Origin of the sequence: Nocardiopsis sp. NPDC057823 (genome assembly GCF_042797335.1) — a bacterium.
GTDB classification, from domain to species: Bacteria; Actinomycetota; Actinomycetes; order Streptosporangiales; family Streptosporangiaceae; genus Nocardiopsis; species Nocardiopsis changdeensis.
Window position 1 is genome coordinate 21443 of the sequence record NZ_JBHVLR010000011.1, and the last position, 20403, is coordinate 41845.

The 20403-nt window shown below is 72.5% G+C and carries 17 protein-coding genes; 7 read left to right on the forward strand and 10 right to left on the reverse strand.

Features of this window, described 5'->3' with window-relative positions:
• Positions 1-2: 2 nt before the first annotated feature.
• Positions 3-656, reverse strand: a complete 654-nt coding sequence (locus ACFVNO_RS18470; RefSeq protein WP_355257520.1) for a response regulator transcription factor — start codon at positions 654-656, stop codon at positions 3-5.
• 165 nt (positions 657-821) lie between these two features.
• Positions 822-1013 (reverse strand): hypothetical protein, encoded by a 192-nt coding sequence (locus ACFVNO_RS18475; RefSeq protein WP_378893994.1) that lies wholly within the window; start codon positions 1011-1013, stop codon positions 822-824.
• 309 nt (positions 1014-1322) lie between these two features.
• On the opposite strand from ACFVNO_RS18475, the gene ACFVNO_RS18480 reads away from it, so the two are divergent.
• Positions 1323-1502: a hypothetical protein gene (locus ACFVNO_RS18480; RefSeq protein ID WP_355257523.1), complete on the forward strand. Its 180-nt coding sequence runs from the start codon at positions 1323-1325 to the stop codon at positions 1500-1502.
• 2 nt (positions 1503-1504) lie between these two features.
• On the opposite strand, the gene ACFVNO_RS18485 is transcribed toward ACFVNO_RS18480, so the two are convergent.
• The 4 genes from ACFVNO_RS18485 to ACFVNO_RS18500 all read right to left on the reverse strand — a co-directional run bounded on the left by ACFVNO_RS18485 (position 1505) and on the right by ACFVNO_RS18500 (position 5854).
• On the reverse strand, positions 1505-2704 hold the full coding sequence (locus tag ACFVNO_RS18485) for a sensor histidine kinase (RefSeq protein WP_378893997.1): 1200 nt from the start codon (positions 2702-2704) through the stop codon (positions 1505-1507).
• Positions 2701-3912 (reverse strand): histidine kinase, encoded by a 1212-nt coding sequence (locus tag ACFVNO_RS18490; protein ID WP_355257529.1) that lies wholly within the window; start codon positions 3910-3912, stop codon positions 2701-2703. Before ACFVNO_RS18490 ends, ACFVNO_RS18485 begins: the two co-directional genes overlap by 4 nt.
• A 70-nt stretch (positions 3913-3982) precedes the next feature.
• Positions 3983-4825 (reverse strand): ABC transporter permease, encoded by an 843-nt coding sequence (locus ACFVNO_RS18495; protein WP_220564385.1) that lies wholly within the window; start codon positions 4823-4825, stop codon positions 3983-3985.
• 39 nt (positions 4826-4864) lie between these two features.
• A complete protein-coding gene (locus tag ACFVNO_RS18500) occupies positions 4865-5854 on the reverse strand; it encodes an ABC transporter ATP-binding protein (RefSeq protein WP_378894002.1) in 990 nt (329 codons plus the stop codon).
• 625 nt (positions 5855-6479) lie between these two features.
• Here ACFVNO_RS18500 and ACFVNO_RS18505 point away from each other — a divergent pair.
• Positions 6480-7145, forward strand: a complete 666-nt coding sequence (locus ACFVNO_RS18505; protein ID WP_355257536.1) for a DUF998 domain-containing protein — start codon at positions 6480-6482, stop codon at positions 7143-7145.
• 27 nt (positions 7146-7172) lie between these two features.
• Here ACFVNO_RS18505 and ACFVNO_RS18510 read toward each other — a convergent pair whose 3' ends face one another.
• Both ACFVNO_RS18510 and ACFVNO_RS18515 read right to left on the reverse strand, forming a co-directional pair.
• The gene (locus ACFVNO_RS18510) at positions 7173-9374 is read right to left on the reverse strand and encodes a (Fe-S)-binding protein (protein WP_378894006.1); all 2202 of its coding nucleotides are present in this window, start codon (positions 9372-9374) and stop codon (positions 7173-7175) included.
• A gap of 402 nt (positions 9375-9776) precedes the next feature.
• Positions 9777-10562 carry a sensor domain-containing protein gene (locus tag ACFVNO_RS18515; RefSeq protein WP_378894009.1) on the reverse strand — a complete coding sequence of 262 codons (786 nt, stop codon included), beginning with the start codon at positions 10560-10562 and terminating at the stop codon, positions 9777-9779.
• A 342-nt stretch (positions 10563-10904) separates the two neighbouring features.
• Between ACFVNO_RS18515 and dnaK the strand changes: the two genes are divergently transcribed.
• The 5 genes from dnaK (at position 10905) to clpB (ending at position 18006) form a co-directional block, all read left to right on the forward strand.
• Positions 10905-12755, forward strand: a complete 1851-nt coding sequence (gene dnaK / locus ACFVNO_RS18520; protein WP_378894012.1) for a molecular chaperone DnaK — start codon at positions 10905-10907, stop codon at positions 12753-12755.
• A gap of 36 nt (positions 12756-12791) precedes the next feature.
• Positions 12792-13517, forward strand: coding sequence for a nucleotide exchange factor GrpE (gene grpE / locus ACFVNO_RS18525; protein ID WP_378894015.1), 726 nt, complete (start codon positions 12792-12794; stop codon positions 13515-13517).
• A 126-nt stretch (positions 13518-13643) separates the two neighbouring features.
• Positions 13644-14810 (forward strand): molecular chaperone DnaJ, encoded by a 1167-nt coding sequence (dnaJ, locus tag ACFVNO_RS18530; protein ID WP_378894017.1) that lies wholly within the window; start codon positions 13644-13646, stop codon positions 14808-14810.
• Between the two features lie 5 nt (positions 14811-14815).
• Positions 14816-15298: a heat shock protein transcriptional repressor HspR gene (locus ACFVNO_RS18535; protein WP_220564377.1), complete on the forward strand. Its 483-nt coding sequence runs from the start codon at positions 14816-14818 to the stop codon at positions 15296-15298.
• A gap of 95 nt (positions 15299-15393) precedes the next feature.
• Positions 15394-18006 (forward strand): ATP-dependent chaperone ClpB, encoded by a 2613-nt coding sequence (clpB, locus tag ACFVNO_RS18540; protein WP_355257549.1) that lies wholly within the window; start codon positions 15394-15396, stop codon positions 18004-18006.
• Between the two features lie 49 nt (positions 18007-18055).
• Here clpB and ACFVNO_RS18545 read toward each other — a convergent pair whose 3' ends face one another.
• Together ACFVNO_RS18545 and ACFVNO_RS18550 are read right to left on the reverse strand one after the other, a co-directional pair.
• Positions 18056-19045, reverse strand: coding sequence for an NAD-dependent epimerase/dehydratase family protein (locus ACFVNO_RS18545; protein WP_355257552.1), 990 nt, complete (start codon positions 19043-19045; stop codon positions 18056-18058).
• A 59-nt stretch (positions 19046-19104) separates the two neighbouring features.
• Entirely contained in the window at positions 19105-20361 is a 1257-nt protein-coding gene (locus ACFVNO_RS18550) for an RNA polymerase sigma factor (RefSeq protein ID WP_355257556.1), read from the reverse strand.
• Positions 20362-20403: the final 42 nt, after the last annotated feature.

Here is a 20403-nt window from a genome sequence, read left to right on the forward strand (position 1 = left end):
GTTCAGACCGCGGTCCGGACACGCCCGGCGCCCGCGCCGTGCCGGGCGATGAGCTGGGAGCGGCGGTCGCAGCCGAACTTGCGCAGCAGGTTGGAGACGTGGAACTTGATCGCCCCGGTGCTGAGGATGAGCCGGTCGGCGATCTGCGAGTTGGACAGGCCCTGGGTGAGCAGGTCCAGCACCTCCTGCTCGCGCCGGGTCAGGCTCTCCCCGAACAGGGGCTCGGCCGCGCCGAGGTCGGCTCTCAGGATCGGCGGCATCAGCTCCATCCACCGGCCGGCGAAGGTCGGCGAGATCCACACCGCCCCGGCCAGGGCCTGTTCGATGGCGTGGGTGATGTTGCCGTCCAGGTCGTCCCGGTCCACGATGGCGTGGGCGCCCCAGCGGGCCACCTCGACGAAGCGCGGGTCGGACTCGCCCTCCAGTAAGACGACGCAGGCCGGGCCGGGGTGCTCGCGGCGGCCGGGCAGCCCGGCGATCGCGCCGCTGCGCAGCAGCAGGACGTCCAGGCCTTCCAGCTCCCCGGGGCCGGGTGCGGCGCCGAGCTCGGTCACCGACCAGTCGCGCCCCGCCAGCACCGCGCGGATGCGCCGGGCCAGCAGTGCTCCGCCCAGGTGCAGGCCGATGCGGACGGTCTTCGCCTCGTGTGCGTTCATCGCCGTTCCTCTCCCGTGCGCCGAGACATCTGAGCCGAGGTTCACGGCCGCGGGTCGCGCCGCCATCACAGGAACGCGCGGCGTGTGAGGGCGGCCGCGGCGGCGGGGACGCGAAAGGGCCCGTCCCCCGGGGCGGGGAGGACGGGCCGGACGGTTTCGTTCGGGTCAGGCCTTGACGGAGTTGCGGCCGCCGACCGACAGCACGGCGAAGGCGACGAGGGCGACGGCCCCGACCAGCCCGGCGCCCAGCTGGGCGCCCGGGAACGGGTCGAGGACGGCGATGGCGGCGCTCGCGGCGAGCACCGCGATGGCGGCTCCGATCAGTACCTTGCGCGGGGTTCCCTTGTTCTGGGCCATGGTGTTTCTCCTCCCGTATGCCCTTTGCGGTCACCCCACGATCTCCCGGGGCCTTCACAGCACGATCACACGAATGCGAAAAGTGAGCGGGTGGTGGGAGAAGAGTGACGGGTGGACCGGAGGGTCCCGTCCTCCTGGTCGGACCGGGTGGTCCCGGCACTGGTCCTCCCGGGTCATGCGGGTCCCGGAGGGGGCCGCGTACCCTGGGTCCGGGTCCTCCGGACGGGTTCCCGTGCCCTCCACCGTCCGCTCCCCAGGGGGCCTGCGCCCGTCCAGGACACCTCTGTACCCCCCGGGGGGTGAACGCGTGTGGCATCCGAACCGCACCGGCCCGCTCCGCTGCACGACCACGTCGCGCTCGACGAGATCGAGCTGTACGCGGAGGTGCTCGCCGCCGCCGCCCACGCCGACCGCCGCCTGGCCCGGGAGGAGCTGGACCGGGTGCTGGGGCTGGCCCCCGCCCCCGAGGGCCCGGCCCGGGCCCGCTGAGGTCAGAGGGGCAGTACGGCGCGCAGCAGGAACCCGCCCTCGCGCGTGCGCGCCGCCGTGAGCCCGCCGCCCGCCGCCGACAGCCGCTCGGACAGCCCGCTCAGGCCGTTGCCCCTGCCGCCGTCGCCGTCGCGGGCCCCGTCATTGGACATCTCCACCACCAGGGCCCGGCCGCCCTCCCCGCCGACCAGGGAGAAGTCGATCCGGCAGCGAGTGGCGTCGCTGTGCCGCAGCACGTTGGTGCCGCCCTCGCGCACCGCCCACGCGATCGGCGCGGTCGCTCCGGCGGGGACCTCCGCGCATTCCAGGTCCTCCAGTCCGGTGACCTCCACCCGGACCCCGGCCGTCTCCAGGACACCGCGCACCGAGGCGACCTCCTCGGCCAGGTCCGGCTCCCGGTACCCGTCGACCGCCGCGCGCACCTGGCCCAGCGCCTCCTGGGCGAGGCCGTGGACCTCGCGCAGCTCCTTCTCCGCGCGTTCGGGGGCCCGGTCGACGAGCCGCCCGGCCAGCTCGGCCTTGACCGCCAGCGCCGACAGGCTGTGCCCGAGCAGATCGTGCATGTCGCGGGCGAACCGCAGCCGTTCCTCGGTGACCGCCAGCCGGGCCCGGGCGGACTGCCCCTCCACCGCCTGCCGGGTGATGTCCCACAGCCAGATGGTGGCCATGGAGCCGGAGGCCATCAGCAGCGCCCACAGGATGGCCCCGGCCCAGAAGAGCAGGTGGGAGGCGAAGGGGAGGTCCGGCCTCTCGGTGAGGTAGATCGCCCACGGGGCCGCCAGCAGCACCAGCGTGACGGGGACCCCCCAGCGGCGCGGGGCCGCGAACACACCCACGGACCACCAGGAGGCGTACAGGCCCATCGTCAGCATCGCGTCCCGGAGCAGGACGGAGGTGGCGGCGAGCAGGGCGAGCGACCCCCAGTAGAGGAGGGGGTCGGGGACCCTGCGGCCGTCGATCCGGTCCCGCATCAGCAGCAGGACCAGCACGGTCAGGGGGAGCGACGTGCCCAGGGCGGCCAGCGGCCGCCACGGGTCGTCCGACGGCCCGGAGAAGACGACCTCGAAGAGCGGGATGCCGCCGAGCATCATCGCCACCATGCCCATCGTGACCATGATGATCAGGCGGGCGAAGCGCATCGTGCGGTCGTGCCGGTCCTCGGAGGGCGCCGGCGCGCCCTCGCGTTCGCGGGGGGAGGTCAACGGTTCTCCTCGGCTTCGGAAGAGGGGGTCGCGCCGGCGGGCAGGTGGACGCGCAGGAGGTGGCCGCCGTCCTCCGTGCGCACCGCCGCCAGGGTGCCGCCCTCCCGGCCCACCCGGTCGGCCAGCCCGTCCGTCACACCGGCGGGTCCGGTCTCCCCTCCCCGGCGGGCCCGGTCGTCGGAGACCTCCACCACCGCCCGCCCGGTGCCGGGGTCCCGGGAGAAGGCGATGCGGCAGCGGGTGGCGCCGCTGCGCCGGAGCACGTCGGTGCCGACCTCGCGCACCACCCAGGCCGCCAGGGACGCCTCCGCCGGGGAGGGGTCCAGGCCGCCCAGCCCCGTCACGGTGGTCCGGGTCCCGTCGGCCTCCAGGGCCGCCGTCACCGAGCGCACCTCCTCGGCCAGGTCCAGCTCCCGGTAGCCGCTGACCGCGGCGCGGACCCGGCGCAGCGCGTCGCGGGCCAGCGCGTGCACCTCGGCCGCCTCGGCGCGGGCCTCCTCCGGGGCCCGGGACACGTTCCGCTCCGCCCGCGCGGCCCGGGTCGCCAGCACGCTCAGGTCCTGCCCCAGCAGGTCCTGGAGGTCGCGGGTGAACCGCAGCCGCTCCTCGGCCACCGCCAGCCGGGCCTTGGCCTCCTGGGCCGCGAAGGCGTCGCGCACGATGTCCCAGAGCCGGAAGGAGACGGTGCAGCCCAGGTAGAAGAGGGCCCACATGAGGACCCCGCCCGCCCAGAAGACCGCGAACACCCCGGCGTGGGAGTTCGGGTACAGGAACGGCCAGGCGATCCACGGGACCAGGGCGGTCAGCAGTCCCAGCAGGGCGGACCGGCGCCCGTCGCGGTGCAGGTGCAGCATGACCGACAGCCACGCGCCCAGGGCGGAGACCATGTACACCTCGACCCGCAGGAACAGCGCCCCCGACCAGGCCAGGAGCACCGAAGCGACGTACAGGCGCGTGTCCGGGGCCGCCTCCCCGCGCATCCGGTCGACCAGGAGGGGTCCCATGCACACGGAGGAGCCGGTGAGCAGGACCAGGGACACGGCCTCCGGCCAGCCGGGGTTGCCGTGCATGCGCGTCTGGACGAACTCGATCACGGGCCACAGGACCACGATCACGGGCGTCACGAACACCGTGTAGGTGGTCATCCGGCGGGCCGTCCGCAGGTGGCGCCGCTGCGCGGCGCTCGGGGACGCGGTCTCCTGGTTCACCGTTCGAGTCTCCCCCATGGGAACGCCCGCCCCGGACGGGGCGGGCGGTACCGGGCCGGGTGCCGGGGCGTCATGCCTGACGGGGGTCCCAGCGGAAGGTGCGGAAGGCCAGCACGGCGAACAGGAGCGTCCACAGCAGCAGCAGGCCGACGGCGGGCACGGCCGCGGCCCACAGCTCCCCGAACCCGGCCGGGGCGGCGGACGCGTAGCCCGAGAAGACGTCGTAGCCGGTGTAGGAGGCCTGGGCGAGCTGGCCCGCGGCGGTGGAGGGCAGGAAGCCCAGCACCTCGACGAGCGGGTCCGGGAACATGCTGGTCGGAAGGATGTTGCCGCCCGCGAAGAGCAGGAACATCATCGGCACCATCGAGGCCATCTGGGCGGACTCGGCGGTGCGCGCCAGCGGGGTGACGCACAGGCCCAGGAAGCTCATGGAGACGGCGCTGAGCGTGATGGCGAGCACCAGCATGACCGGGTCCTGCGGCAGCGAGCCGGAGTTGGCGTAGATCAGGGCGGCGCCCAGCACGGCGATGGCCAGGGACATGAGGACCACCAGCAGCACCACCGCCCCGAACAGCGCGCCCTGGGTGACCCCGTTGACCCGCAGCTGCTTGAGGACGAGCGACTCGCGGCGGGCGGTGAACACGTTCGAGGGGTGGCCGATGCCGATGATCAGGCCGATGCTGCCCATCGCGGCGATCATGGCGAGGTCGGCGCTGCCGATGTCGCCCATGACGGGGTCGTCGGGCAGGTTCATCGGGACGAGGAACATGAACACCGCCAGGCCCAGGAACATCCAGGCGGTCTTGTAGCGGACGAAGAGGGTGAACTCGGTGCGGGCCAGGCGCAGCGTCTGGCGTACCGGGCTCATGGCGGGCGGGCGGACGGCGGTGGCGGGTTCGGCGGTGAGGGTCATGGGATGCGCTCCGGGTGCGGAAGGTCGGCGGGGGAAGGGTTACTGCTCGGCGAGGCCGGTGGCGCCGGCGACCTGGAGGAAGACGTCCTCCAGGGAGGCGCCGCGCACCTGGAGGTTGCGCAGGACCACGCCGCGCTCGGCGGCCCAGGCGACGAGCTCGGAGACCACCCGGTGCGCCCGCGATTCGACGTCGGCGCCGCTGACGGTGTAGGTGGCCCACAGCCGCCCGTCGCGGGTCCGCACCGCGGCCTCGGCCCCGGACGGCTCGGGCAGGTCGTCGGTGCCGACCTCCTCCGGCACCCGGAAGGTGACCCGGTCGCCCCAGGAGGCGAGGACGTCCTCCAGGGTGCCCTCGACCCGGATCTCGCCGCGGTGCATGATGGCGAGCCGGTCGGCCAGGCGCTCGGCCTCCTCCAGGTAGTGGGTGGTGAGCAGGACCGCGACCCCCTGCCGCTTGAGCTCGGAGATGATCCGCCAGGTGGTGTGCCGGGCCTCGGGGTCCATGCCGGTGGTGGGCTCGTCGAGGTAGAGCACCTCGGGCCGGGCGACCAGGGCCTGGGCGAGGATGAGGCGGCGCTTCTGCCCGCCGGAGAGCTGGCGGACCGGGATGCGGGCCTTGTCGGTGAGGGCGACCAGCTCCAGCAGCTCGTCGGCGTCGCGGGGGTCGGAGACCAAATCGTGGGCGAGGACGAGGGACTCCCGGACCGTGAGGTCCTCCATCAGGCCGTTGCCCTGGAGGACGGCGCCGGTGCGGCCGCGCAGGGCGGTGGGCTGGCCGTAGGGGTCGGTGCCGAACACCCGCAGGGTTCCGGAGCTGGGGCGCCGGAAGCCCTCCAGCGTCTCGATGGTGGTGGTCTTGCCGGCGCCGTTGGTGCCCAGCAGGGCGAACAGCTCGCCGGGGCGGATCTCGAAGGAGATGCCCTTGACCGCCTCGAAGTCGCCGTAGTGCTGGTGCAGGTCGCGGACGACCACCGCCGGGCCGTCGGGGGCGGTGCGGTCGGAGAGGGATTCGGTGCTCGTCGTCGTCATGGCTCCAGACTCCCGGAACCGGGGCCGGGGCCACAGACGCCGTTGTCACCGATCGCGTGTGGGAATCCACCGGGGCCGACGATGACAGATGTCACGGGTCCCGGGCACGGGGTGCCGCCCGCACGCGCCCCTTCCTCACCGCGTACGGGCGGCAACACCCCGGGTGGGCGCCGGGCGCCCGGTCGGGGGTGCTGGTAAGAGTTCTACACGAAAAACACGGGGCGTGGGGCGCGAACTCCGCCCTTTCGGGGTTCCCCGTGATCTTTTCCCAGGAAGTCATATCCGATGGGTGATTTCCCCGCCCGACGCGCGCGGGAGGAATAACCGGAAACCCGGTCCTGACCCGCCAAACCCCGCCGCGCCGGGTGTCCGGGACGTGATTTTCGGCCTTTCCGCAGTTCCGCATATACGGGCCTGCGGCCGCCCGTCCCGTAAACGGTCCGTTATTTGGAGTTCCCGTCCGGCCCCCGCTCCCGGCGAAGGTCCCCCAACCGACGGCCGCCCCGCGGCATCTCCTCTGACGACCGGCGGCCGGCTCCACCCGGAAAGGGCCGCGACCGGACTTTCCGGACCGGCGGGGCCGAGCCTACTGTGGTCCCCTTGTCCACGACGACGAAGGATGTCCATGTCACCCAACCGCGGGCTCCTGTGGTGCGGGGTCGCCGCAGGCCCCCTCTTCCTCGGGGTGTCCACCCTGGCGGGTCTGCTGCGGCCCGAATACTCCCTGGCCCGGCACCCGGTCAGCTCGCTGGCGCTCAACGGGGCGGGCGGGGTCCAGGTACTGAACTTCCTGCTCACCGGCGCGCTGCTCACGGCCTTCGCGGTCGGCGCCGGGCGCGAACTCGGCCGCGCCGGCCGCACCGGGCCCGTCCCGTGGCTGCTGGGCCTGTGCGGCGCCGGCCTGGTCGGCGCCGGGCTGTTCCGCACCGACCCCGTCAGCGGCTACCCGCCGGGCACCCCCCACGAGCTGGTCTACACACCGCTGGGCGTCCTGCACGACGCGGCGTCCGCGCTGTTCTTCTTCGGGCTGCCGCTGGCCTGCGTGCTCTACGCCCTGCGGTCCCTGGCCGACCGGCGCTGGGTGGTCGCCGGGTACTCGGTGCTCACCGCGGCCGCCTTCTTCGCCTGCTTCCTGTGGGCGAGCGCCGGCTTCCAGCAGAACCCCGGCCTGGTCGCCGTGGGCGGGCTCTACCAGCGGGCGTCCCTGCTGGTCGGGTTCGCCTGGATCGCGGTGCTGGCCCTGCTGCTGCTCCGCTCGGAGAAGACGCGGGGGGCGCCCACCCCTCGGTGAGCGCCCCCTGCCGGGTCCGGCCGACTCCTAGGCGTCGGCGGGCTCGGCCTCCTGCGGCTTGCCGCCCTTGATCGAGCGCAGCAGCAGCTGGGAGACGTCGACGACCTCGAGGGTCTCCTTCGCCTCGCCCTGCGACTTCTTCTCGTTGATCGCGTCACCCAGCATGACCTGGCAGAACGGGCACGCGGTGGACACGGTGTCGGGGTTGGTGGTCAGCGCCTCGTCCACCCGCTCGGTGTTGATGCGCTTGCCGATCCGCTCCTCCATCCACATGCGGGCGCCGCCGGCGCCGCAGCAGAAGCCCCGCTCCTTGTGGCGGTGCATCTCCTGCGTCTTGACGCCCGGCACCTTCGCCATGATGTCGCGCGGCGGCGTGTACACCTTGTTGTGGCGGCCCAGGAAGCACGGGTCGTGGTAGGTGATGTTCTCGTCGATGGACTCGACCGGGGTCAGCCTGCCCTCGTCCACCAGCTTGGCCAGCAGCTGGCTGTGGTGGACGACCTCGTAGGTGCCGCCGAGCTGCGGGTACTCGTTGGCGAGGGTGTTGAAGCAGTGCGGGCAGCTGGCCACGATCTTGGTGACGCCGGCCTCGTTGAGGGTCTCGACGTTCTGCTGGGCCAGCATCTGGAAGACGTACTCCATGCCGAGACGACGCGCCGGGTCGCCGGTGCACGCCTCCATGCCGCCCAGGACGGCGAACTTGACGCCCGCGATGTCCAGCAGCTCGGCGATGGCCTTGGTGGTCTTCTTGGCCCGGTCCTCCAGGGCGCCGGCGCAGCCGACCCAGAACAGGTACTCGGTGTCCGCGTCGAGCTTGTCGTCGACGACCTGCACCTCGACCGGGTTCTCCTGGGAGGCCAGCTCCTCGATCCAGTCCATGCGCTTGTCCTCGGACATGCCCCACGGGTTGGCCTTGTTCTCCAGGTTCTTCAGGAGGGTGTTGGCCTCGGACGGGAAGTTGGACTCGACCATGACCTGGTAGCGGCGCATGTCGAGGATGTGGTCGATGTGCTCGATGTCCACCGGGCACTGCTCGACGCAGGCGCCGCAGTTGGTGCAGGCCCACAGCTCGTCGGGGTGGATGACGCCACCCTCCTCCTCAGTGCCGACCAGCGGCTTCTCCAGGAGGGCGAGGACGTCGACGCCGGCGTGGCTGTCGTCGGGCTTCTCCGCGAGGGTCTCGGCGTTGATGCCCTGGAGCAGGTACGGGGCCTTCTCGTAGGCGTGCCGCTGGAGGTCGAGGATGACCTTCTTCGGGGAGAGGGGCTTGCCGGTGTTCCAGGCGGGGCACTGGGACTGGCAGCGGCCGCACTCGGTGCAGGTGGTGAAGTCGAGGAGGCCCTTCCAGGTGAAGTCCTCGATCTTGCCCGCGCCGAACGGGTCCTCGTCGGGGTCGGCCTCCTCGAAGTCCAGGGGCGCGCTCCCGTCCTTGTTCATCATCTGCTTGGCGGCGCCCAGCGACGGGGAGCCGTCGGCGTTGCGCTTGAAGTAGATGTTGACCGGGGCGATGAAGCGGTGCCAGCCCACGCCCATGGTGAGCTGGAGCGCCAGGACCATGAAGAACGCGTAGCTGATGATCAGCTTGAACGCCGCGATCAGGGCGATCGCGGGGTCGGCGACCGCCGCCTCGCCGGGCATGACCGCGCCGACCGCGTGGGAGATCGGGGTGGCCCAGACCGGGAACGGGAAGGTGTCCGTGGCGGCCTTGAGCCCGCGGATCGCGAAGATCGCGAGGAGCAGGCCGATGATGTACGCCTCGACGTAGTAGCCGGTCCACTGCTTGGAGTGCATGAACCGCGAGTCGCGGCCCTTGCGCGCGGGGCGGTTGAGCACCCGGTACGCGGTCAGGCCCAGGATGCCGACGAGGCTGGTCCCGGCGATCAGCTCGATGGCCAGGCCGTAGACCGTCCAGTCGTAGATCAACGGCAGGTGGAAGTGCGGGTCGAAGACCTCGCCCTGCGCCTCGATGACCGTGAAGACCAGCAGGGGGAAGGAGACCATCACGAACCAGTGGGCCACACCCACCCACGGCCGCTTGAGCATCCTGCCGTGGCCGACGATCTCGATGATCGCCATCGTGAGCCGTTGTCCGAACGGCCCCTTGCGCTCGGCCTCCACCGGTCGGCCCACGTTCACGGTCCGCACGATCTGGCGGACTGCCAGACCGAACATGGTGAAGGCGACCACGGCGAGGACCGAGGTGATGATGCCCAGTGTCAGGTACAGCATCGCCCGTGGCCTCCCATCCTGCTGCGTCGGCCGGTGCGCCACACACCGGCGGTCGAAATCTATGTTACTAGCGGGTAATCATGCGACGGCCACCGGCTCTGCGGGAAACCCCGACCGCGCAGGGGCAACGCTAGTGACTCCTGCCGCAACGAAACCACGCGGGTCCACCCTGTTCACCCCGTGACACGCGCCGCGGCGGCGCCCCGCGGCGCCCCCGTGCGCACCGCGTCCGCCCATTCCACCGCTCCCCCGCACCACCCGGCATCGGTCATCCCACCGGCCCGCACGACGGCGCCCGCCGGCCGGGGCCGGCGGGCGCGGAGCGGCGGGCCACCCCTGCGGGGGGAGCGCGTTCGCGGCGGCGAGGGCCCCGGCCACGGAGCCGGGGCCGGGGCCGGGCGGTCAGATCCCGGCGGGGACGCGGTCCGCCGGGGCGGTGTACACGCGCACCCGGGGGTCCTCCGGCAGGAGCAGCAGCGCCCGGCCGACGGAGGCGTCGGCGTAGGCGCAGGCGCGCACCACCGCGGGCAGGGTGAGCAGGAACAGCGCGCCCGCGGCCATGTGCAGCAGGGCGGTGGCGACCAGCGGGTGGTCCATCGACAGCTGCGAGCCCAGGTCGGTGTACCCGGGGATCGTGTACAGCGACCACCCCCAGAGCGGGTAGAGCAGGCCGGCCAGCGCGCCGGCCCACCAGGTGACCGTGACGACGAAGGCGACCAGGGCGACCGGGAAGCGCACCACCGCGTGCAGCGCCTCCAGCCAGCTGCGCCCGCAGGCCAGCGGGGCCAGTGCCCGGCGCAGCGGTCCGGCGCCGGGGGCGGGGGCGCGGTAGGGGGCGCGCAGGACGGGACCGCCGGTGAGGTCGGCGAGGCGGATCCGGTCCACGTGGGCGATCCCGCGGGCCGCGTAGAGGGTGCCCACCAGGATGAACAGCCCCACCCCGGCGACCGCGGCGCCCAGCCCGGCGGCCAGGCCGGTGACGATCAGGGAGAACGAGACCACGGCGAGGGGCAGGCCGAGGAGCGTGTGCCGGGTGTCGGCGAGGAGCCGCACGGGCCAGGGGCGGGGGGCGGGAGAGCCGTGCCCCAGGCGTCCGTTGAGGGTGGCGGTGGGCGACGGGTGGGCGGGACCGCGCCGCAGGCGTCCGTTGAGGGTGGTGGAGGGTGACGGGTGGGCCGTTGTGTCCATGCCCCGAAGCTACGGCCGCGGCCCCCGTCCCGTCGGGGCCGCGCGCACCCCTTTCGCGGGTCGCGGCCCCCCGTATCGGGAGTGGTGCGCACACCACCCCCGACCCGTCCCCGGTTCTCCCCGGGGTCGACCCCGAGTCACGGTCAAGGATCCCCCCGGGTTCCCCCGGGGTTCCGTCATCTTCCTCGTGAAACCCGCCGGAGTCGGGAACAACCCCGCAGGGTCGCTCGTTGTCAGGTCGTAGAAAGTAACTTGAGTCGCCTCGACTCAACTGACTTGACAACCCTCGCCGGACGAAGCAAACTTACGCCCGAACGACTCAACTTTGACGGAGGAAGCAACATGGCACGTGCGGTCGGAATCGACCTCGGTACGACGAACTCCTGTGTCGCGGTCCTGGAGGGCGGTGAGCCCACGGTCATCACCAACGCCGAGGGCTCCCGCACCACCCCGTCCGTCGTCGCCTTCGCCAAGAACGGTGAGGTCCTCGTCGGCGAGGTCGCCAAGCGCCAGGCGGTCACCAACGTCGACCGCACCATCCGGTCGGTCAAGCGCCACATCGGCACCGACTGGACGGTGAAGATCGACGACAAGACCTTCAACCCCCAGCAGATCAGCGCCTTCATCCTGCAGAAGCTCAAGCGCGACGCCGAGGCCTACCTCGGCGAGGACGTGACCGACGCCGTCATCACCGTCCCCGCCTACTTCAGCGACTCCCAGCGCCAGGCCACCAAGGAGGCCGGCACCATCGCGGGCCTCAACGTCCTGCGCATCATCAACGAGCCCACCTCCGCCGCCCTCGCCTACCACCTGGAGAAGGAGGACGAGGCCACGATCCTCGTCTACGACCTCGGTGGCGGCACCTTCGACGTCTCCCTGCTGGAGGTCGGCGACGGCGTGGTCGAGGTCAAGGCCACCAACGGCGACAACCACCTGGGCGGCGACGACTGGGACCAGGCGATCGTCGACTGGCTGGTCGAGAAGTTCAAGAACGCCAACGGCGTGGACCTCTCCAAGGATAAGATGGCGCTCCAGCGCCTGCGCGAGGCCGCGGAGAAGGCCAAGATCGAGCTGTCCTCCTCCAGCGAGACGCAGATCAACCTGCCCTACATCACCGCCTCGGCGGAGGGCCCGCTGCACCTGGACGAGAAGCTCACCCGCGCCGAGTTCCAGCGGCTGACCGCCGACCTGGTCGAGCGGACCAAGATCCCGTTCCAGCAGGTCATCAAGGACGCGGGCATCAGCCTGAGCGAGATCGAGCACGTGGTGCTGGTCGGCGGCTCCACCCGCATGCCCGCCATCGTCGAGCTCGTCAAGGAGCTGACCGGCGGCAAGGAGCCCAACAAGGGCGTCAACCCCGACGAGGTCGTGGCCATCGGCGCCGCGCTCCAGGCCGGCGTGCTCAAGGGCGAGGTCAAGGACGTCCTGCTGCTGGACGTGACCCCGCTGTCCCTGGGCATCGAGACCAAGGGCGGCGTGTTCACCAAGCTCATCGAGCGCAACACGACCATCCCGACCAAGCGCTCCGAGATCTTCACGACGGCCGACGACAACCAGCCGTCCGTGCAGATCCAGGTCTACCAGGGCGAGCGCGAGATGGCCCGCGACAACAAGAAGCTGGGCGTCTTCGACCTGACCGGTCTGCCCCCGGCGCCGCGCGGCGTCCCGCAGATCGAGGTGGCCTTCGACATCGACGCCAACGGCATCGTCAACGTCACCGCCAAGGACCTGGGCACCGGCCGCGAGCAGTCCGTCACCATCTCCGGCGGTTCGGCGATGTCCAAGGACGACATCGACAAGATGGTCCGCGAGGCCGAGCAGTACGCCGAGGACGACCGCAAGCGCCGCGAGAGCGCCGAGGTCCGCAACAACGCCGAGTCCCTCGTGTTCCAGACCGAGAAGGTCATCAAGGACAACGAGGACAAGATCCCGGCGGACGTGCGCTCGGAGACCGAGGCCGCGCTGGCCGACCTGAAGACCGCCCTGGAGGGGTCGGACGTCGACACCATCCGCACGGCGAGCGAGAAGGTCGCGCTGGCCAGCCAGAAGATCGGTTCGGCGATCTACAGCCAGGGCCAGCAGCAGGGCGCCGACGGTGCCGCCGGCGACTCCGCCTCCGACGCCTCGGCGGACGACGCCGACGTCGTCGACGCCGAGATCGTCGACGAGGACAACAAGGGCGACCGGTCCTGACCCGCTTCGGCCGAGAGGAAGGAGGGCGCGTCCCAGATGGCGCAGTCTGACAACGCGAACGGCAGCGCGGGCGACGGCGAGGAGCGCCGGGGTCCGGTGATCCGCGACAACCGCCGCATCGACCCGGAGACCGGTGAGGTGCGCGGGGCCGCGGCGGAGGAGCCCGAGGAGGCCCCGGAGGCCGGGGCCGACGCCGGGGCCGACGCCGAGGATGTGGAGGGGATCGAGATCCCCGACACCCCCGAGCAGGTGGTGTCCGAGGCGATCAACGCCGACGAGCGGGTCGTGGAGCTCACCAACGACATCAAGCGCGTGCAGGCGGAGTACTCCAACTACCGCAAGCGCGTCGAGCGGGACCGGGTGGCCGTCCGGGAGGTCGCCACCGCCCAGGTCCTGGGTGAACTCCTGCCGATCCTCGACGACATCGGCCGGGCCCGCGACCACGACGAGCTCACCGGCGGGTTCAAGGCGGTGGGCGAGGCCCTGGAGGGCGCGGTCGCCAAGCTGGGCCTGGAGCGGTTCGCCGAGCAGGGCGACGACTTCGACCCGAACGTCCACGAGGCGCTGACCCTGGTCCCGGTCCCCGGGATCTCGGTGCAGACGGTGGTGGAGGTCTTCCAGCCGGGGTACCGGATGGGCGAGCGGATCCTGCGCCCGGCCCGTGTGGTCGTCGGCGACCCGGTGGAGGGCTCCGAGGAGTCCGGCTCCGCCGAGGCGCCCGCCGGCGACGCGGAGGACTCCGGCGGCAGGGCCGAGGAGTAGCGGTCGGACCCGCGGCTCTGCGGGCCACCCACGGGTGGCCCGCAGAGCCGACCCCGGTCCCGGGCGGCCCGGGACCACCTGGAAACATCGGACGCGATCAGAGCAGCGGGAGAAGGCACCCAGTCGATGAGCACCAAGGACTACCTGGAGAAGGACTACTACAAGGTCCTCGGAGTCTCAAAGACCGCCTCCAAGGACGAGATCAAGTCGTCCTACCGCAAGCTGGCGCGCGAGAACCACCCCGACGCCAACACCGGCGACCCCAAGGCGGAGGACCGCTTCAAGGAGATCTCCGAGGCGTACAACGTCCTGTCGGACGACAAGCGCCGCAAGGAGTACGACGACGCGCGGTCCCTGTTCGGCGGCTCGTACCGGCCCGGCGGCGGGACCGGTCCGGGCGGGTTCGACATGAGCGACCTGTTCGGCCAGGGCGGCACCGCCGGTAGCGGGGGCACCGGCGGCGAGCGGCTCAGCGACCTCTTCGGCGGCCTGTTCGGCGGCCGGGGCCGGGGCGGCACCGGCACGCGCAGCAGGCGCGGCGCCGACGTCGAGACCGAGGCCACCCTGACCTTCCGCGAGGCCGCGGACGGTGTGACCCGCTCCTTCCAGCTGGCCAGCGAGGCGCCCTGTCCCACCTGCAAGGGGACCGGGGCCAAGGCGGGCACCGCCCCGCGGATGTGCCCCAAGTGCTCGGGCACCGGGCACGAGAACACCAACCTCGGCGGCTTCTCCCTGTCGGAGCCGTGCAGCGAGTGCAAGGGGCGCGGCCTGGTCGTCGACGACCCCTGCGACACCTGCCACGGCAGCGGGCGCGGCAAGAGCACCCGCACCATCCAGACGCGCATCCCCGCCGGTGTGGCCGACGGCCAGCGCATCCGCATCAAGGGCAAGGGCGCGCCGGGTGAGAACGGCGGGCCCGCCGGCGACCTGTACGTCGTCGTCCACGTGAAGGAGCACCCGGTGTTCGGCAGGAGCGGCGACAACGTCACGATCACCGTTCCGGTCACGTTCCCCGAGGCGGTGCTCGGCGCCGACGTGCGCATCCCGACCCTGGGCGGCTTCCCGGTGACGGTCAAGGTGCCGCCGGGCACGCAGAACGGCCACAAGCTGCGGGTGCGCGGCAAGGGCGTCACCCGCAAGGACGGCACCACCGGCGACATGATCGTCACCCTGGAGGTCTCCGTCCCCAAGAACCTCAACGGCGATGCCCGCGAGGCCCTGGAGAAGTTCCGCGCGGCGACGTCCGACCACGACCCGCGCGACGGGCTCGAAGCGCGGGCGAAGGGTGCGTGAGACCGATGAACGACTCCTTCGGCGTGGACGCGCCGGTCTACGTGATATCCGTGGCGGCCGAGCTGGCGGGCATGCACCCGCAGACGCTGCGGCAGTACGACCGGCTGGGGATCGTGTCCCCGGGCCGGACCTCCGGACGCGGTAGGCGCTACTCCATGCGCGACGTGCAGACGCTGCGCGAGGTGCAGCGGCTGTCGCAGGAGGAGGGCATCAACCTGGCCGGGATCAAGCGGATCCTGGAACTGGAGCACGAGGCGGAGCAGCTGCGCGAGCAGGTGTTCCACCTCGCCAACGAACTGGAGGCGGCGCGCCGGGCGGTGGCCCGGCGGGCCCGCCCGCCCCGCTCCGAGAGCGGGACCGCGGTGCGCGGCGAACTGGTCCGGCGCACCCGCGTGACGATCTTCAACACCGCCGAGGACGACGGTCAGCGGAGGGACTCCGGGCAGGAGGGCCCCGGCCCCGACCGGATCGGCGGCGACGGGGCCTGACGGCCGCGACGGCCGGCCCGGCACGGGGGCACGGGGTCCGGCCGACCGCGACACATCACCCTGCGTGACACGGCTTGCATAAGGAGTCACCGCACATGAACTACAAGCTCACCCAGAAGAGCCAGGAGGCCCTGTCGGTGGCCATCCGCCTGGCCACCACCAAGGGCAATCCCCAGACCGAGCCGGTGCACCTGCTGACCGCGCTGCTGGACCAGGCCGAGGGCGTCACCCGCCCGCTCCTCAAGGAGGTCGGGGCCGACCCCGACCGGCTCAAGGACAGGGTCGACGAGGCCGTCGACGCGCTGCCCCAGGTGACCGGGTCCACGGCGGCCTCGCCCGGCTCCTCCCGCCAGCTCATCGTCTCCATCAACACCGCCGCCCAGCGCGCGCAGCAGATGGAGGACGAGTACGTCTCCACCGAGCACCTGCTGGTGGGCCTGGCCGCCGACGGCGGCGAGGCGGCCCGGCTGCTCAAGGACGCCGGTGCCGCACCCGAGGCGCTGCTCGACGCGTTCGAGCGGGTGCGCGGCAAGCGCCGGGTCACCACGGAGAACCCCGAGGAGACCTACCAGGCGCTGGAGAAGTACGGCGTCGACCTGACCGAGCGGGCCCGCGAGGGCAAGGTGGACCCGGTGATCGGCCGCGACGGCGAGATCCGTCGGGTCATCCAGGTGCTCAGCCGCCGCACCAAGAACAACCCGGTGCTCATCGGCGAGCCCGGTGTCGGCAAGACCGCCGTGGTGGAGGGCCTGGCCCAGCGCATCGTCGCGGGCGACGTGCCCCAGTCCCTGCTCGGCAAGCGGCTGATCAGCCTGGACCTGTCGGCGATGGTGGCGGGCGCCAAGTACCGGGGCGAGTTCGAGGAGCGCCTCAAGGCGGTGCTCCAGGAGATCAAGGACTCCGAGGGCCAGGTCATCACGTTCATCGACGAGCTGCACACCATGGTCGGCGCCGGGGCCTCCGGCGACGGGTCCATGGACGCCGGGAACATGCTGAAGCCGATGCTGGCCCGCGGCGAGCTGCGCATGGTCGGCGCGACCACGCTGGACGAGTACCGGGAGCGGATCGAGAAGGACCCCGCCCTGGAGCGCCGGTTCCAGCAGGTGTTCGTGGGCGAGCCGACGGCCACCGACACCATCGCGATCCTGCGCGGGCTCAAGGGCCGCTACGAGGCGCACCACAAGGTGCAGATCTCCGACTCGGCGCTGGTGGCCGCCGCGACCCTGTCCGACCGCTACATCACCGCGCGCTTCCTGCCGGACAAGGCCATCGACCTCATCGACGAGGCGGCGTCCCGGCTGCGCATGGAGATCGACTCCAGCCCGGTGGAGATCGACGAGCTGCGCCGCACCGTCGACCGCCTGAAGATGGAGGAGATGGCGCTCGACAAGGAGTCGGACCCGGCGTCCCGGCAGCGGCTGGAGCGGCTGCGCGCGGACCTGGCCGACAAGCAGGAGCGCCTCAACGGGCTGGTCGCCCGCTGGGAGCAGGAGAAGGCGGGCCTGAACCGGGTCGGCGACCTCAAGGGCCGGCTGGACGAGCTGCGCACCCGGGCCGAGCTGGCCGAGCGCGAGGGCGACTTCGCCACGGCGTCCCGGCTGATGTACGGGGAGATCCCGCAGCTGGAGAAGCAGCTGGAGGAGGCCTCCCAGGCGGAGGAGTCCGCCGAGGCCGAGACCGACTCCATGGTCAAGGACGAGGTCGGCGCCGACGAGGTGGCCGAGGTGGTCTCGTCCTGGACCGGCATCCCGGTGGGGCGGATGATGGAGGGCGAGACCTCCAAGCTGCTGCGCATGGAGGAGGAGCTGGGCCGGCGGCTGATCGGCCAGCGGTCCGCCGTCGTGGCCGTGGCGGACGCCGTGCGCCGGGCGCGCGCGGGCATCTCCGACCCCGACCGGCCGACGGGCTCGTTCCTGTTCCTGGGCCCGACCGGCGTCGGCAAGACCGAGCTGGCCAAGGCGCTGGCGGAGTTCCTGTTCGACGACGAGCGGGCGATCGTCCGCATCGACATGAGCGAGTACTCCGAGAAGCACTCGGTGTCCCGCCTGGTCGGCGCGCCCCCCGGGTACGTCGGCTACGAGGAGGGCGGCCAGCTCACCGAGGCGGTGCGCCGCCGGCCGTACACGGTGGTGCTGCTGGACGAGGTGGAGAAGGCCCACATCGAGGTGTTCGACACCCTGCTCCAGGTCCTGGACGACGGCCGGCTGACCGACGGCCAGGGGCGGCTGGTGGACTTCCGCAACACCATCCTCATCCTCACCTCCAACCTGGGCTCGCAGTTCCTGGTGGACCAGACCCTGGACGAGGCGACGCGGGAGCAGCGGGTCATGGACGTGGTGCGGGCGACGTTCAAGCCCGAGTTCCTCAACCGGCTCGACGACGTGATCATGTTCGAGGCGCTGTCCATCGAGGACCTGACGAGGATCGTGGACCTCCAGGTGGAGAAGCTGGCCCGCCGCCTGGCGGACCGGCGCCTGAACCTGGACGTGACGCCGGGGGCGCGGGAGTGGCTGGCGATGACCGGCTACGACCCCAACTACGGGGCCCGGCCGCTGCGCCGCCTGGTGCAGTCCTCGATCGGCGACCCGCTCGCCCGCGAGCTGCTGTCGGGCGCGCTGACCGAGGGGGACACGGTGGTGGTGGACGTCAACGACGCCGCCGACAGGCTGGTCGTGTCGTCCCGACCGCTGGGAGCGCCGGCGGAGTAGGACCCGGCCGCGGGGGGCCGCCCGGACCGGGCGGCCCCCCGCGCGCGTGTCAGGCGCGTCCGGCCAGCAGGCGCTCCTCGGCGCCCTCGGGCAGGCCCACCGCGGGGCGGTCGGGGCGCTGCGGGGCGGTGCCGCCGATGGACACCAGCCACTCCCAGGTGTCGGCGGCGGTCTCGGCGACCGGGCGGCAGCGCAGCCCCGCGGCCACCGCCTTGGAGACGTCGTTGCCGTGCAGGGAGTCGTGCAGCTCGCCCGGCGGGAGCCACACCGGCAGCTGGGACCACGGCTCCACCTCCGCCGCGGCGACCTGCTCGGGGGTGAGCCACACGGGCTCGGCGCCGGAGCCGGTGGCGGCGACGCAGGCGTCGATCAGCTCGCCGACGGTGGCGTGTCCGGGCGGGCTCACCAGGTTGAACGGCCCGGACAGCCCCGCCTCGGTGGCGTCCAGGGTCCAGGCGGCCAGGTCGCGGGCGTCCACGTACTGGATCGGCAGGTCGGCCGGGCCGGGCGCGGGGAAGGGGCCGCCCCGGGCAATCCGGTTCAGCCACCAGGGCAGGCGGCCGATGTTCTCGTAGGGGCCGAGGATGAGCCCGGCCCGCACGAACAGGGAGCGGTCGCCGAAGGCCGCCTCCACGGCCAGTTCGCCGCCGCGCTTGTCGGCCGCGTACTCGGTGCCGTCGGCCCCGGGGTCGGCGTCGACCGTGGGCCAGGACTCGTCCGAGCCCGCCGCCGAGGGGAAGGTGTAGACGGAGCAGCTGGAGATGTAGGTGTAGTGCCCCGCCCGGTCGGCCAGCAGCCGGGCGGCCTCCAGCACCGCCCTGGGCGCCGCCGACCAGGTGTCGACGACGGCGTCCCACTCGCCCTTCTCCAGCGCGGCCAGGCCGTCGGGGGCCAGCCGGTCGCCGTGGAGCACGGTCGCCCCCTCGGGCGCGGGCCGCGTCCCCCGGTGCAGGACGGTGACGTCCCACCCCCGTTCCAGCGCGTCCTCGACCACAGCCCGCCCGACGAACTCCGTGCCGCCCAGTACCAGAAGTCTCATGAACCGCAGTCTGGCCCTCCGCCGGGCGGGTGCGCCAGCCCTTACTGCCGAAGGCAGAATCAGGGGGCGAGGCGGTCGGCGCGGGCCAGCAGCAGGGAGCGCTCGCGCTCGTTGCGGGTGAGGGAGGCGGCGCGGCGGAACTCCGCCTCGGCCTCCTTCTCCCGGCCCAGGCGTTCGAGCAGGTCGCCGCGGACGGACGGGAGCAGGTGGTAGCCGTCCAGGGCCCCCTCCAGGGAGTCCACGATCTCCAGGGCGGCCGCCGGGCCGTGGGCCATCGACACCGCCACCGCACGGTTGAGCTCCACCACCGGCGACCCGGTCTGCCGGGCCAGCGCCAGGTAGAGGGCGGAGATGACGGTCCAGTCGGTGTCGCCGGGGTCCGGGACCCGGGCGTGCTCGGCGGCGATCGCCGCCTGGAGGGCGTAGGGGCCGCGCGGCTGCGCGGGGTCGGGCGGCAGTGAACGCAGCAGCGACGCCATGCCGCGGGTGATGAGCATCCGGTCCCAGCGGGAGCGGTCCTGCTCGGCGAGCGGCACCGGGGACCCGTCCGGGGCGACCCGGGCTCGGAACCGGGAGGCGTGCAGCTCCATCAGCGCGAGCAGCCCGTGCACCTCGCGCTCCTCGGGGAGCAGCCCGGCGAGCACCCGGCCCAGCCGCATGGCCTCCTCGCACAGCTCGGGGCGCAGGAGGCTGTCACCCGAGGTCGCCGTGTACCCCTCGTTGAAGACGAGGTAGACGACCTCCAGCACGGAGGCCACCCGGGCGTCGCGGTCCCCGCCGACGGGCACCTCGAAGGGCACCTTCTTCTCGGCCAGGGTGCGCTTGGCCCGGACGATGCGCTGGGCGACGGTGGACTCGGGCACCAGGAAGGCGCGGGCGATCTCCTCGGTGGTCAGCCCGCCCAGCATCCGCAGGGTCAGGGCGACCCTGGCCTGCGTGGACAGCACCGGGTGGCAGCACACGAACATCAGCCGGAGCAGGTCGTCGCCGTAGTCCTCCTCCAGGACGGCGTCGAATCCGCCCTGGCCGTCGTTCTCGACGACCTGCCGGCCGAGTTCGGCCATGCGGTCCTGGAAGCGCTCGTCGCGCCGCCAGCGGTCGACGACGCGGCGCTTGGCGACGGTGGTCAGCCAGGCGCCGGGCCGGTCGGGCACGCCCTCCCGCGGCCATTTCTCCAGGGCGCTGACCAGCGCGTCCTGGGCGAACTCCTCGGCGAGGCCGACGTCGCCGACCATGCGGGTGAGCGCGGCGACGAGGCGGGCCGACTCGATTCGCCAGACCGCCTCCACCGCGCGCCGGGTATCGGTGTGGCTCACGGGCCCATCAGAGCACCGCGGGACACACCGCCGCAACCCGCC

What these genes read in the sequence shown, in the direction of transcription:
- ACFVNO_RS18495 (WP_220564385.1), bottom strand. Translation starts at nt 4,825, where the DNA reads ATGACCCTCACCGCCGAACCCGCCACCGCCGTCCGCCCGCCCGCCATG.
- dnaJ (WP_378894017.1), top strand. Translation starts at nt 13,644, where the DNA reads ATGAGCACCAAGGACTACCTGGAGAAGGACTACTACAAGGTCCTCGGA.
- dnaK (WP_378894012.1), top strand. Translation starts at nt 10,905, where the DNA reads ATGGCACGTGCGGTCGGAATCGACCTCGGTACGACGAACTCCTGTGTC.
- ACFVNO_RS18535 (WP_220564377.1), top strand. Translation starts at nt 14,816, where the DNA reads ATGAACGACTCCTTCGGCGTGGACGCGCCGGTCTACGTGATATCCGTG.
- clpB (WP_355257549.1), top strand. Translation starts at nt 15,394, where the DNA reads ATGAACTACAAGCTCACCCAGAAGAGCCAGGAGGCCCTGTCGGTGGCC.
- ACFVNO_RS18475 (WP_378893994.1), bottom strand. Translation starts at nt 1,013, where the DNA reads ATGGCCCAGAACAAGGGAACCCCGCGCAAGGTACTGATCGGAGCCGCC.
- ACFVNO_RS18545 (WP_355257552.1), bottom strand. Translation starts at nt 19,045, where the DNA reads ATGAGACTTCTGGTACTGGGCGGCACGGAGTTCGTCGGGCGGGCTGTG.
- ACFVNO_RS18515 (WP_378894009.1), bottom strand. Translation starts at nt 10,562, where the DNA reads ATGGACACAACGGCCCACCCGTCACCCTCCACCACCCTCAACGGACGC.
- ACFVNO_RS18505 (WP_355257536.1), top strand. Translation starts at nt 6,480, where the DNA reads ATGTCACCCAACCGCGGGCTCCTGTGGTGCGGGGTCGCCGCAGGCCCC.
- grpE (WP_378894015.1), top strand. Translation starts at nt 12,792, where the DNA reads ATGGCGCAGTCTGACAACGCGAACGGCAGCGCGGGCGACGGCGAGGAG.
- ACFVNO_RS18510 (WP_378894006.1), bottom strand. Translation starts at nt 9,374, where the DNA reads ATGCTGTACCTGACACTGGGCATCATCACCTCGGTCCTCGCCGTGGTC.
- ACFVNO_RS18470 (WP_355257520.1), bottom strand. Translation starts at nt 656, where the DNA reads ATGAACGCACACGAGGCGAAGACCGTCCGCATCGGCCTGCACCTGGGC.
- ACFVNO_RS18500 (WP_378894002.1), bottom strand. Translation starts at nt 5,854, where the DNA reads ATGACGACGACGAGCACCGAATCCCTCTCCGACCGCACCGCCCCCGAC.